The sequence below is a fragment of the Achromobacter sp. Bel genome (genome assembly GCF_012928505.1).
Classification (GTDB): Bacteria; Pseudomonadota; Gammaproteobacteria; order Burkholderiales; family Burkholderiaceae_B; genus Achromobacter.
In genome coordinates this window covers 34,554-46,498 of record NZ_JABBJN010000050.1, presented here as the reverse complement: position 1 = coordinate 46,498, position 11,945 = coordinate 34,554, and the positions used below count along the sequence as shown (strand labels likewise).

The 11,945-nt window shown below is 68.2% G+C and carries 12 protein-coding genes; 5 read left to right on the top strand and 7 right to left on the bottom strand.

Annotated elements, in window-relative coordinates:
* The 3 genes from HG262_RS24440 to HG262_RS24430 all read left to right on the top strand — a co-directional run.
* Positions 1 to 539: nucleotide-binding domain containing protein (locus HG262_RS24440; protein ID WP_282437046.1), on the top strand; the 539-nt coding region annotated here is incomplete at its 5' end.
* The gene (gene pdxA, locus HG262_RS24435; protein WP_169273478.1) at positions 536 to 1,588 is read left to right on the top strand and encodes a 4-hydroxythreonine-4-phosphate dehydrogenase PdxA; all 1,053 of its coding nucleotides are present in this window, start codon (positions 536 to 538) and stop codon (positions 1,586 to 1,588) included. The genes HG262_RS24440 and pdxA, both read left to right, overlap by 4 nt.
* Positions 1,589 to 1,593: 5 nt before the next feature.
* On the top strand, positions 1,594 to 2,502 hold the full coding sequence (locus HG262_RS24430; RefSeq protein WP_211187753.1) for a GntR family transcriptional regulator: 909 nt from the start codon (positions 1,594 to 1,596) through the stop codon (positions 2,500 to 2,502).
* Between the two features lie 3 nt (positions 2,503 to 2,505).
* Here HG262_RS24430 and HG262_RS24425 read toward each other — a convergent pair whose 3' ends face one another.
* Genes HG262_RS24425 through HG262_RS24405 form a run of 5 tightly spaced genes read right to left on the bottom strand, consistent with a single transcriptional unit; the run spans position 2,506 to position 7,493 of the window.
* Positions 2,506 to 4,005 (bottom strand): class I adenylate-forming enzyme family protein, encoded by a 1,500-nt coding sequence (locus HG262_RS24425; protein ID WP_169273477.1) that lies wholly within the window; start codon positions 4,003 to 4,005, stop codon positions 2,506 to 2,508.
* Between the two features lie 9 nt (positions 4,006 to 4,014).
* Entirely contained in the window at positions 4,015 to 4,749 is a 735-nt protein-coding gene (locus HG262_RS24420; RefSeq protein ID WP_169273476.1) for a CoA-transferase, read from the bottom strand.
* Positions 4,742 to 5,575 (bottom strand): CoA transferase, encoded by an 834-nt coding sequence (locus HG262_RS24415; RefSeq protein WP_169273475.1) that lies wholly within the window; start codon positions 5,573 to 5,575, stop codon positions 4,742 to 4,744. The genes HG262_RS24420 and HG262_RS24415 overlap by 8 nt, the downstream gene beginning before the upstream one ends.
* 32 nt (positions 5,576 to 5,607) lie before the next feature.
* Entirely contained in the window at positions 5,608 to 6,330 is a 723-nt protein-coding gene (locus HG262_RS24410; protein ID WP_169273474.1) for an enoyl-CoA hydratase/isomerase family protein, read from the bottom strand.
* Positions 6,327 to 7,493: a CoA transferase gene (locus tag HG262_RS24405; RefSeq protein WP_169273473.1), complete on the bottom strand. Its 1,167-nt coding sequence runs from the start codon at positions 7,491 to 7,493 to the stop codon at positions 6,327 to 6,329. Before HG262_RS24405 ends, HG262_RS24410 begins: the two co-directional genes overlap by 4 nt.
* A 299-nt stretch (positions 7,494 to 7,792) precedes the next feature.
* Here HG262_RS24405 and HG262_RS24400 point away from each other — a divergent pair, with 299 nt between their 5' ends.
* Positions 7,793 to 8,758 (top strand): tripartite tricarboxylate transporter substrate binding protein, encoded by a 966-nt coding sequence (locus HG262_RS24400; protein ID WP_169273472.1) that lies wholly within the window; start codon positions 7,793 to 7,795, stop codon positions 8,756 to 8,758.
* The gene (locus HG262_RS24395; protein ID WP_248293484.1) at positions 8,755 to 10,416 is read left to right on the top strand and encodes an FAD/NAD(P)-binding protein; all 1,662 of its coding nucleotides are present in this window, start codon (positions 8,755 to 8,757) and stop codon (positions 10,414 to 10,416) included. Before HG262_RS24400 ends, HG262_RS24395 begins: the two co-directional genes overlap by 4 nt.
* Here HG262_RS24395 and HG262_RS24390 read toward each other — a convergent pair.
* Positions 10,325 to 11,089 carry an IclR family transcriptional regulator gene (locus HG262_RS24390; protein ID WP_006225528.1) on the bottom strand — a complete coding sequence of 255 codons (765 nt, stop codon included), beginning with the start codon at positions 11,087 to 11,089 and terminating at the stop codon, positions 10,325 to 10,327. The genes HG262_RS24395 and HG262_RS24390 overlap by 92 nt on opposite strands.
* Before the next feature lie 76 nt (positions 11,090 to 11,165).
* Positions 11,166 to 11,792 (bottom strand): cysteine dioxygenase, encoded by a 627-nt coding sequence (locus tag HG262_RS24385; RefSeq protein WP_169273471.1) that lies wholly within the window; start codon positions 11,790 to 11,792, stop codon positions 11,166 to 11,168.
* Between the last annotated feature and the right edge of the window lie 153 nt (positions 11,793 to 11,945).

Here is an 11,945-nt window from a genome sequence, read left to right as displayed (position 1 = left end):
GGGCCGGCGCCGACCAGACGGCGCCCGTCGTGGTCGTCGTGACCTCGCAACACAGCGCGGCGCGCGCCCAAGCCGCCGCCCTGCAAGCCTCGGGCGCAGACACCTGGACACCGTCGCTGGCCCAACTGGCCGACGACGCGGCATGGCAGGCCTGGAGTCTGCCGCTGCTGCAACACCATGCACAGGCGCCGGCCGACGCCGGCACCGTGCTGCTGCTGGCGCCCGAAGGACAACTTGACGGCCTGGATTCCGAGAAGGTCGCCGAGCGGCTGGGCAGCCTGGCGGCACAGTTGATCACCACCTCGCGCGCGGCAGGCGTTGTCGCCACCGGCGGCGACGGCGCGCGCAGCGTGCTGGTGGCGCTTGCCGCCCGCGGCATCGCGCTGGTGGACGAAGTAATGGGCGGCGTGCCTCTGGGCACGCTGACCGGGGGCATGGCCGCAGGCCTGCCCGTGGTGACCAAGGCCGGCGGCTTTGGCACCGAAGACGTATTGGTTCGCGCAGTGCGCGCGATCCGCGACAGGAGATTCAAGCGATGACACAACCCCAACCCAACACGCTGCCGCTGCTGGCCGTCACCCTGGGCGACGTGGCGGGCATCGGGCCGGAGATCACGGCCAAGATGCTGATGGGCCACGACGAACTGCGCCAGAAAGCCCGCCTGCTGGTGGTCGGCGACGTCGACGTCATGGCCAACGCCGTGCGCAGCCTGGGCGGCGACCCCGCCATCGTGCGCAAGCTGGACCGCGCGGCCGACTGCACCAACACCCCCGGCACGATCGAGGTGCTACAAGCCGGCCCGTCGCTGGCGCACGTCAAGCTGGGTGAAATCAGCGCCGACGCCGGCGACGGATCGGTGCGTTTCGTCACCACGGCCTGCGCCCTGGCGCGCGCCGGCGAAGTCGACGGCATCGTCACCGCGCCCTTGAACAAGGCCGCCATGCACGCCGCCGGCCACAAGTGGCCCGGCCACACCGAACTGCTGGCCCACGAGTTCGGCGTCAAGACGTTCTCGCTGGTGCTGTCGGCCGGCGACCTCTACATCTTCCACGCCACCACCCACGTGTCGCTGCGCCAGGCTATCGACGACCTGACCCCGACCCGCATGCGCGCCGTCTTGCGCCTGGCCGGATCGTTCGCCAAGGCACTGGGCCGTGGCGACCAGCCGGTGGCCGTGTCGGGCCTGAACCCGCACGCCGGTGAAAACGGCATCTTCGGCACCGAAGACGCCGACATCCTGGCACCCGCCGTGGCCGAAGCCAACGCGGCCGGCATCCTGGCCGCTGGTCCGATCCCGGCCGACGCCCTGTTCCCGCAAGCGGTGCGCGGCAAGTGGCAGTTCGTGATCGCCTGTTACCACGACCAGGGCCACGCGCCGTTCAAGGCGGTCTATGGCGACGACGGTGTGAATATCACCGTAGGCCTGCCCGTCGTGCGCGTGTCCGTCGACCACGGCACCGCGTTCGACATCGCCGGCAAGGGCATCGCCCGCGAAGACAGCTTGATCCTGGCCGCCGAGCGTGCCGCGCATCTGGCCCCGGGCTGGACGCATGTATGGGAAACTGCGCGGGCACAAACCGGAGGTTGATTCCCATGGCGCCCGCCACGCACGACGCATTGCCCATCCTTGACCGCTCCGGCGATATCCCGCTGCACGCCCAGGTGGCGACCCTGCTGCGGGGTTATATCCGGACGAACAAGCTGGCGGCCGGCGCCGTGCTGCCCAGCGAAGCCGCGCTGTGCGACCGCTTCGGCGTGGCGCGCAGCGTGGTGCGCCAGGCCTTGGCCGCGTTGGCCACCGAAGGCCTCATCCAACGCGAAACCGGACGCCCGGCGACCGTCGCGGCGCCGCAGGAACACCGCCGTCTGGTGCAGCGCTCCACGGGCCTGTACGAACAGTTCGCGCAATCGGGCGTGGCCTTGCAGACCCGCGTGCTGGCTTTCGCCCGGGCAGAACCGCCCGAAGACGTGGCCGCCTTCTTCGGCACGACGCAATTGCTGATGCTGGAGCGGCTGCGCCACGTGGCCGATGCGCCGCTGGCCTATGTGCGCACCTGGCTGCCCGCGGACGCCGTGCCCGGCCTGCGCGCCGAAGACCTTGCCGACGCATCCCTGCATGGCGTGCTGACCCGCCGCTTCGGCCTGCGTCCCGGCGCGGGACGCAACCAGATCCGCGCTGTCGCCGCCGACGCCGCGCTGGCCACGTTGCTGGACACGCGGGCCGGCATCCCCTTGCTGATGCTGCAAGGCCAAGGCATGGACCAGCACGGCCGGCCGTTGGAATGGTTCACGACGTGGCATCGCGCCGAACAACTGGTCTTTGACGTGGACGTCAGCGTGGGCCACGAAAGCGTGCACCCCCGGTTGCAGGACGCGCCGGCGCAGGCCGCCGCCGAACCCTTCGCGCCCGCTGCCGCGCAAGGGCAGGACCCGCTGGCGCGCGCCCAGGCGCTGGTGGTCGAGCTGTCGGCCGAATTGGCCCGGCTGCGCGGCCAGTCCTGACCGTCAGGCGCAGGCGTTCTGGCCCGCGGCTGCCGCCGCCTGCCTCGCCAAGGCCTTGCGGTCCACTTTGCCGACGGCGTTCTCCGGCAAGCGCTCGATCCAGCGCACGTCCCGAGGCACGTAGATGCGTCCCAACCGCGCCAACACCTCGGCCTGAATGCCCGCCGCGTCGAGGGCAGCGCCATCGCCCTGCACGAAGATCACCGGCACTTCACCCAGGTCCTCGTCCGGCGCCCCCACGACGCAGCACGCGGCCACGCCCGGCAAGCCCGTGACCACACCCTCGATCAACGCGGGCGAAATGTTCTCGCCACCGCGGATGATCACGTCCTTGATACGGCCGGTGATGCTCAAGTACCCCTGCCCGTCGAAACGTCCCAGGTCGCCTGTCCGCAACAGTGCGGGCGCCGTGCCGTCCGCGTTGCCCACGCCCAGATATCCCAGCATCAGGCTGTCGCCTTCGATGCAGATTTCGCCCTCGCCTCCCGGCGCCGCCTCGGCGCCGTCCGGCAGCCGCAACGTCACCCGCTGGCCGGCCAGCACCGTGCCCACCGATCCCACGCGGCGCGCCTGCGGCGGATTCATCGTGGACGTGCAGGTCGCTTCCGACAAGCCATAGGACACTACCAGTGGGCAGCCCAGGAAAGCCTCGATGCGCCGATGCAGCGCTTCGGTGATCGGCGCCGATCCGCAACGCGCGAAGCGCAGGTGCGCCAGGCTTTGCGGATCGAACGCCAATTCCAGCATGCGGGCGTACATGGTGGGCACCCCCGTGATGATCGTCGGTTGGAACGCGCGCAACAGACCCGGCATGTCGTCCGCCCGGAAGCGGCCCGCCAACGCCACGCTGGCGCCCGCCAGCAGCGGCGTGAAGATCTGGTTATTCAGCGCGTTGGTGTGATGCAGCGGCATCACATGCAGCAGGCGGTCGTCCGGCGTCAAGCCGGTGTGCGCCAGCACGCCGCGCGCATTGTTCGCCAAGCCCCGGTGGCTGAGCAGCACGCCCTTGGGATTACCCGTGCTGCCGGAGGTGAACAGCAACAGGCCGGGATCGGCCCCGGACACATCGCAGCCTGTCCAGTCTTCCGGCCCCTGCGCGACGCGGGCGGCCGCCAGCAAGCGTGCCCCAGGCAGGCCGCAGGCCCCGGCCGTGGCGGCATTGGCCTCGTCGTACAGCATCCAGGCCAGCCCCACCGCCGACACGCGGCGCGCGGTTTCTTCGGCCGACAGGCGCGGCTCCAGCGGGCAGGGGCAGGCCCCTGCCGCCATGACGCCCAGGATGGCCAGCACCTGGTCCAACGAACGCTCCATCGCCACGGCCACGAAGCCGCCACGCGGGACGCCAGCCGCGTGCAGCCCGCCCGCCACCTGCCCGACCCGCCGTCGCAATGCCGCATAGCTCAGTGTTTCATCGGCCGTCACGATGGCGGGACGCGCCGCCCATCCGGGCTGGCGCCACGCGCGTTCCCACGCCGCCACCAGCGTGGCCTCGGCAATCGTCATGGCGGTCTCCTAGCGCAGCGCGACGGCGGCGTCGCGTTCGAATTGACCGTCCGCGTCCAGCTCGCGCAGCGCGCGGGCTTCGGCCGCCGTCGGTGGCGCCGACGGTGCGGCGCCTGCCGCATCGAACTCGAAGCCGGTGCGTTCGCGCACTTCGGACAGGCTGGACTCCGGATGCCAGGACTGCAAGGCCAGCTTGCCGTCGCGCTTCACGAACACGGCGATCGGCGTCACCACGCCGTGGAAGCCGCCCCAGGACGTCATGAAATCCAGCTTCTGCACGAAGGTGCGGCGCGAGTGCTCTGTGCGCCACGTGCACGCCCGGCGCGCGGTGGGCAGCATCACCGCGCCGCCGCCGCCGCCCGGCAGGCGTACCTTGGGCTCATGCCAATCCCCAATGCAGGAATTGTTGGCGCAGCCGGCGCCGTCGATCTGCGCCGCGCCCAGAAAGGTCAGGTCCATGCGGCCCCGCGTGCACAAGTCGTAGAAGTCCTCGTTCGAGAAGATCGACGCGGTATGCTCGGCCAGCACCGGGTCGGAGCTTGAAATCGGGATATGCGAAGGCCGTGGGTTCACGCCGCCCGCCACGTTGATGTAGACAAAGTCCCAGTCGTAGGCGCGCTTGGCCAGCAGGCACGCCAGCATCGGCATCGTGGAATTGACGCCGCTGAACGTGATCTCGTCGGGGCGGATGAAACGCGCCAGATTGGTGACGATGTACGAAAAGCCCGACCATTGCTCAGCCATGATTGCCCCCTTGCGCTTCGGGCGCCGCGGCCAGGTGCGCTTGCAGATCGCTGTTCTTGTCCATGTATGCCTCTACCGCGGGATAGTCGATGGCGTAATCCGGCCAGCACGATCCCGGCCACGCGCTGCCCGGCGCCACGGCGTAGGCCTGCACCATGAAGTACGGCACCAGCGTGGATTCGGGTTGCGCTTCGAACACCGCGCTGTCGACGACCTTCTCGGCCACCACCAGCACGCTGCCCGCGGCGCGCGACATAATGCGGTCCCAGTGCGCCGTGCCGTGCACGCGTACGTTGCCCAGCGCGTCTACTTCAGAAGCTTGGATCACGGCGAAGTCCGGACGAATGGCGGGCACGACATACGTTTTCTCGCCGCTGCCATAAGGATCGTCCAGGCAGGCCCAGCCATTCAATGCCGGCAAGCCGCTGCCATGCAGGCCGCCGCAAGGCTGGAACGGCACGCCAAACGCCGCCGCCCGTAATCCCGCTGTCAGGCTGGCGCAGGCGTGCTCTTCCAATTCGATCTCGCGGCGCTCCACGGCGCGCCGATACCACGGCGCCAGCCCGAAGTTGCCTTCCATTGCCACAATGCCCGCGCGCACGCGGCGCAGCACGCCGGCGCGGCACAGGATGTCCACGTCGTACCCGGGCGACTGCTTGATCAGTTCAAGATCGCGCTTGCCCTGGCGGATCAGTTCGCGCACAAACGCGAACGGCCCGCGGTGCAGGAAGCTGCCGCCCAACGCAATGGATGCGCCGTCCGGCACCAGCGCCGCCAGCTCCGCCACCGAGCACTGCTTGTTTTTTTGATTGAAACCCGAAGCCATTGTCTTGTCCTCCCCTGCTGATTCTTGGTGCCCTAGCGCGCCTGCAGATAGGCGGCCACGCGGTCCTTCAACCCTGGCGCCGCCGCAGAACGCACCAGGCGCGCCAGGTCGACGTCCGGCGTCTCAAGCGACAGCGCCGCATACAGCTGGACCCGGCTGGCGTCCGTCAACGCGGCCGCGGCGTCCGCCGCCTGTTGCTCGATTCCCGGCCATTCCTGCTGATCGGCAAGCCGGCTGGCAAAACCGTCGCGCAACGCCTCGTCGGCACTGAACGTCGCGGCCTGCTCCAAGACCGTGCGCGCACGTTCGGCGCCCACCAGCGCGGCGAAGCGGCGCGTGCCCAGCACCAGGCCGAACTTCAGGCCAGGCATGCGGAACGTGGCGTCAGGCGCGCTGATGCGCCATTTGCAGGCGCCGAACAGGTCAACGCCCGCGCCAAAATTGCGCCCGTGCGCCAGCGCCACCGTCAGGCACGGGGAGGCCGCCAGCCGTTGCAGCAAGGTCTCGATGCGCACGAAGCGCAACAACAGGTCGCCCTCGCTTTGCGTCTGCCAATCGCCGAAGTCGAAGCCGGCGCTGAAATTCTTGCCTTCGCCCTTCAGCACGATCAGCTTGGCGCCTTGCGCCTCGGCCTCGTCCAGCGCCGCGATCAACGCCTCGACCAATTCGGCGGACAGCGCATTCATCTTCTCGGCGCGCGCCAGCGTCAGCACATGCCGCGCGCCCTGTCTGTCGATACGGAGAACGCCGCTCATGCCGCCGCTCCTTGCTTGGCGCGCACGGCCCCCAGCACTTCGTCGTTGTGCTCGCCCAGCGCGGGCGGGCGCAAGCGCAACGCGGTGGTCTGGCCGTCGAACCGCACCGGCAGGCCAAAGGTGCGTGTCTGCACGCCATTGGGCAGTTCCACCGGCTGCACCCACCCCATGTGCTCCACCTGCGGGTCCGCCAGCACTTCGGAATACGTGTTGATCGGCGCGCACGGCACGCCGGCGGCGCGGAAACGCGCCAGCCAGGTCTGCGCATCTTCACTGGCAAAGATGGCTTCAAGGATCTCGCGTAGCGCCGTCTGGTTGCGGGCGCGGGCGCTGGTGTCGGTAAAGCGCGGGTCGGCCAGCAGGTCTTCGCGGCCCACGGTCGTGCATACGCCCTTCCACAGCGCCTGGTTGCCCGCGGCCATGCCGAAGTAGCCCCCTTTGCAACGGAACGCCTGGTACGGCGCGTTGCGCGGATGCGCGGACCCGAGCTTGACCGGGTCCTTGCCGCTGCCGAAGAACTCCGACGTCTGCAAGGCGGCGATGCCCAGCGTGGCGCCCAGCATCGGCACGTCGATGTGCGTGCCCTGCCCGCTGGCCTGGGCTGCGCGCAGCGCCGAAGCGATGGCGAAGGCGCCATACAGGCCCGCCGAAAAGTCCGCCACGGGTACGCCGCATTTCACGGGTTCGCCGCCGGCTTCGCCCGTCACGCTCATGATGCCGCTCATCGCCTGGATGGTCAGGTCAAACCCCCCTTCCTGCGATCGCGGACCCGATTGGCCATAGGCCGAGATCGAGCAATAGACCAGCTTGGGATTGGTCTCGCGCAGTTGCGCATAGCCCAGGCCCAGGCGATCCATCACGCCCGGCCGGTTGTTTTCGATCAGCACATCGGCGGTCAGCGCCAGCTCACGCGCCAGGGCCAAGTCGCCCGGATCTTTCAGGTTCAGCGTCACGGACTTCTTGTTCCGATTCAAGGACGCGAAGTTCTCGCTGTAGCCATCGGAGATCGGCGGCCAGCTGCGCAGGGTGTCGCCGCCCTCGGGGTTCTCCACCTTGATCACGTCGGCGCCCATATCCGCCAACAACATGCCGCAAAACGGTCCCGCCGCGACATTGCAAATCTCCAGCACCGTGATGCCGGCAAGCGCCGAACTGGGTGTCATGTCTGACCTCTCGTTATGAAAATTCAATATTTAGGATGCAAAAAATATTATAAGAGCGCGGTTTCCAGGATGGCATCATGCCGGACAGATTTATGTCACCCCCCAGTGTTTCCTAGTGCAATCCCTAGGTGACGCGCTTAATTGTTGACCAGCATATCACCGTGTGGAATTCTACGTAAACCATTTATTGGAATACGAGTCCTATATTTTAGGACTTATAGAACAAGGTCGCAGCGCCGCAAGCCCCCGCAGCCGCAGGGGCCCGCGCAGGACGGCCCGACCACACCAAGGAGACTCCCATGAAGCAAACGTGGCGCATTGCACTCGCCGGCGCCGTCCTGGCGCTGGCCGCCGGCCCCGCCCAAGCCCAGGCCTGGCCCTCGAAACCCGTGCGCATGGTCGTGCCGTTTCCCCCTGGCGGCGCCACGGATGCCGCCGCGCGCATCTATGCGCAACACCTGGGTGATTTCCTGGGGCAAGGCGTGGTGGTCGAGAACAAGGCGGGCGCAGGCGGCGAAATCGGCGCCGAGTACGTCGCCAAATCGGCACCCGACGGCTACACGCTGCTGATGGGGGCCGTAGGCAGCCACGCGATTCACGCCGCCATGCCGGACAAGCCGGGCTATGACTTCGCCACCGCGTTTGTCGGCGTCTCCATGGCCACCAGCATGCCGATGGCGGTCGCCGTGAACAGCAAGGTGCCGGCCACGAACGTGCAGGAACTGATCGCGCTGGCCAAGAGCAAACCCGGCACCATCACGTTCGGATCGGCGGGCCCGGGCACGTCGCAACACATGGCGGGCGAACTCTTCCAGGTGGTAACGGGCACCCGCTTGATGCATGTGCCCTACCGTGGCAGCGGCCCGGCCATCACCGACTTGCTGGGCGGCCAGATCGACATGGTGATCGAAACCCTGCCCGCGCTGCTGCCGCAGGTCGCCAGCGGCAAGATCCGGCTGCTGGGGGTGACCACCGCCACGCGCGCCACCGCCCTGCCCGACCTGCCCACGCTGATGGAGCAAGGCGTGAAGGACTATTCCGTCGCCACCACCTACGCGTTGCTGGCGCCCGCCGGCACGCCGCCTGCCGTCGTCGACAAGCTGTCGGCCGGGATGCAAAAAGCCGCCGCCATGGCCTCGGTGCAGCAGGCCGCGTTGAAGCTGGGCGCCGATGCCGTGGCCACTTCGCCCGCCGACACCAGCCGCGTGCTCAAGCAGGAAGTCGCCCGCTGGGCGGACGTGGTGCGCATGTCGACCGCCAAATGACGCCTGCCCACGCATCCTCCGCATCGATGGCCGCGGACCTGGCCATCGTGGGTGGCGGTTCGGTCGCCATCAGCCTGCTCTACCAATTCCTGCTGGCACTGGAAGCGGCGGGCCGCGGCCCCGCCTCCCGCCCTTTGCGCGTTGCGCTTTTCGAACCGCAAGCCGAGCCGGGGCCGGGCGGCGCCTATCAGGCAGACTTGCCCAGCAATTTGCTCAACATCCCCGCCGGCAACATGTCGGCGCGGGCCGACCAGCGGATGGACTTCGTCGACTGGCTGCGCCAGCAGGATCCCGCCTGGCTGCGCGAGGCGGGCGTCGATGCCATCGCTCCGTCGGACTTCCTGCCGCGGCCGCTGTTCGGCGCTTACATGCGTGCCATCCATGCGCGTTGCCGCCGGTTGGCGCCATCGTTGGGCGTGACATTGCTGCATGTGCAAAACCGGGTCCAACGCGTGTCGCCGCTGCCCGATGGCGGGGTATGCGTGAATCCGGACGAGGGCCCGCCTTGGCGTGCCCGCCATGCGGTGCTGTGCAACGGCAACCTGCCTTCGCAGGCCTTTCCGCATCTGGAAGACGCACCCGGCTATTTCAACAGCCCCTACCCCGTCGCCGAATTGGCAAACACGATCGCGCGGGACGACGCCGTGTGCGTCGTGGGCACCAGCCTGAGCGCCGTGGACGCCATCGCCGCCTTGCAGCAGTCCGGCCACCGCGGCCCCATCGTGTGCGTATCGCGCAACGGGCGGCTGCCCTCGGTGCGCAGCCCCCACAATCAACCGCCGGTGGCGTTGCGCCACCTGAGCCGCGACGGCGCCTTGCAGCTTGCCGCAAGCCACGGCGGGGCGCTATCCGTCGAACTCATCGCGCAAGCGCTGAAAGACGAGGTGCGGGCCATGGGCGGCCCGCTGGACGCCGCCGACGTGCTGGGCCTGGAGACGGACGCACGCACTGCGCTGGAAGAAGAGATCCGCCGTTCGTCGCAAGCGGCCCGTCCCTGGCAAGCGGTAGCCGCCGCCACCAACGCAGCGGTCGATCAGATCTGGCATTTGATGCCCGCCGCCGAACGCCGCATTTTCCAATCGCAATGGCGGTCCCTGTGGATGGCGCGCCGCGCCACCTTTCCGATGCGCAATGCGCTGAAACTTCAGGCGCTGTTCCAACGTGGCCAGTTGCAGGTGCGGGCGGGCTATGTGGACAGCCGCTACGACCCGTCGAACCAGCAGTTCCACACGCGCCTGCGCAGCGCCGATGGCCTCGTCACGCAGGCCAGCCGCCATCTGATCAACGCCACAAGCTTCTCGGTAGATGCCGCGGCAACCCGCGATCCATTGGTCGCCGCGTTGCTGCAGGACGGCCATGCGCAGCCGGATCCGTTCGGCGGGCTGGCGCTGGATTACGAATCGGGTTGCCTGAAAGATGCGCGGAACGCGGTGCTGACGCAGATCTCGGTGCTGGGCAGCCTGGCCGGCGGCACCTACTTCTGGACCACGTCGATGGATGTGAACGCGCGGTTGGCCCGGGACCAGGCGCAGCGCCTCGCGATTGCGCTCGCCCGGCCGGCGCCGCTTACTGATCCAGAAAGCCCCGCCGATAGCCCATCCCCTGCGAGATGGCCTGCGCACAGGCCGACACATCCGGCGCCAACTGCTTCATCCTAGCGGCGCTCAGGCGGTCGAGCGGGCCAGAGATGCCCACCGCGGCCACGGGCTGGTCCAGGCTGTTGAACAGCGTCACGGCCAGCCCGCCCACGCCTTCGCGCCATTCGCCGCGGTTCACGGCGTAGCCCGCGCGGGCGATCTTGCGCAGCTCGTCTTTCAGCAGCGCCATGGACACGATGGTGGACGGCGTGTGGCGCACCAGTTGCTCGGCATATCGCTCGACATAGCCGTCAGGCTGGTAGGCCAGCAGGGCTTTGCCGGTCGCCACGGCGTAGGCGGGCGCGCGGCCGCCCACCATGGAATAGGCCCGGATAGGCTGGGGGCTGTCGATCTTGTCGACGTAGACCACATCAAACCCGTCCAGTACCGACAAGTGCACGGTTTCACCCGTCTGGTCAGCCAGCGTGCGCATGAACGGGGCCGCCAGTTTGCGCACGTCAAGTTGCGCAAGTTGGCGCGCCGCCAGTTCGAACAGGCGCACCGCGCCACGGTATCCGCCGCCGTCATCGTCCTTGATGACGTAGCCGGCGTGGATCAGCGTTTGCAATGTGCGATGCGTGTTGCTGCGGGTGAGGCCAACCCGCGCGGCCAGCGCATCGATGGTGCGCGGCGGATTGTCCACGTCGGTCACCGCCTCCAACACCATCAGTCCCTTGAGCAGCGTCTTGTCCATGCCATTTTTCCTAATATTTAGGACGGAAACATAGCATGAGACGCCGCGCGCGAACAGCGCTTTCGGGACGCGGCGTTCAGCCCTTCAGCCCGGGGATCGTGGCGCGCACGGCAGCGGATCGGTCCCATAGATTCGGCAGGCTGGGCGACGAATAGCCAGAGACGAACGGCTTGGGCTGCCCCGTCTGCGGATCATAGACATGCCGCGACACCGCACCGATGTTGCCGCCGTACAGGTGCACACTGATCGACACGCGGTCCGCGAAGGCGTTGGACACGCGGTGGATGTCGCCCGCTTCGGGCGACAGGCGTTCGACATCACCCGGCTGCAAGGTGGTGGCCTCGCCCGCAGGCGTCAGTTGGCCGTCCGGATGGCGCACATAGCGCTGATTGATTTCGGCGCCACGCAGCATGCCCACATAGCCCCAGACCTCATGGTCATGCACCGGCGTGAACTGCCCTGGCCCCCAGACGAAGCTGACCAACGAAAACCGCTCCAGCGGATCGCAATGCAGCAGGAACTGCTGGTAGTACTGCGGATGCGGCGTGGTACAGGCGTCGGGCAGCCAATCGTCGTGGCGCACCAGGTCGGCGAAGGCCGCCTCCAGCGCCGGCGTCTGCGCCAACCCGTCCGGGGTGGCCAGCCGCGTCGCGGTGGCGATGAAACGGCGAAGCCGGTCCAGTCCGGGTGAAGCGTCGGGCATTGCGTATCTCCGTGTCGGCGGGAAAATCCCAGATGAGAAAACCAGTATCCACCATTCGGGACACTTGCGCACGTTTATCCCTGCCGCCGTCACGGCGATGGGCATCAAGCCGCGCTTGACAGGGCCAGGCGTAAGCGCGCAGCGTATCGGGCT

Coding starts and splice junctions, on each gene's coding strand:
- HG262_RS24415 (WP_169273475.1), bottom strand. CDS start 5,575: ATGGCTTCGGGTTTCAATCAAAAAAACAAGCAGTGCTCGGTGGCGGAG.
- HG262_RS24395 (WP_248293484.1), top strand. CDS start 8,755: ATGACGCCTGCCCACGCATCCTCCGCATCGATGGCCGCGGACCTGGCC.
- HG262_RS24400 (WP_169273472.1), top strand. CDS start 7,793: ATGAAGCAAACGTGGCGCATTGCACTCGCCGGCGCCGTCCTGGCGCTG.
- HG262_RS24420 (WP_169273476.1), bottom strand. CDS start 4,749: ATGGCTGAGCAATGGTCGGGCTTTTCGTACATCGTCACCAATCTGGCG.
- HG262_RS24405 (WP_169273473.1), bottom strand. CDS start 7,493: ATGACACCCAGTTCGGCGCTTGCCGGCATCACGGTGCTGGAGATTTGC.
- pdxA (WP_169273478.1), top strand. CDS start 536: ATGACACAACCCCAACCCAACACGCTGCCGCTGCTGGCCGTCACCCTG.
- HG262_RS24385 (WP_169273471.1), bottom strand. CDS start 11,792: ATGCCCGACGCTTCACCCGGACTGGACCGGCTTCGCCGTTTCATCGCC.
- HG262_RS24430 (WP_211187753.1), top strand. CDS start 1,594: ATGGCGCCCGCCACGCACGACGCATTGCCCATCCTTGACCGCTCCGGC.
- HG262_RS24390 (WP_006225528.1), bottom strand. CDS start 11,089: ATGGACAAGACGCTGCTCAAGGGACTGATGGTGTTGGAGGCGGTGACC.
- HG262_RS24425 (WP_169273477.1), bottom strand. CDS start 4,005: ATGACGATTGCCGAGGCCACGCTGGTGGCGGCGTGGGAACGCGCGTGG.
- HG262_RS24410 (WP_169273474.1), bottom strand. CDS start 6,330: ATGAGCGGCGTTCTCCGTATCGACAGACAGGGCGCGCGGCATGTGCTG.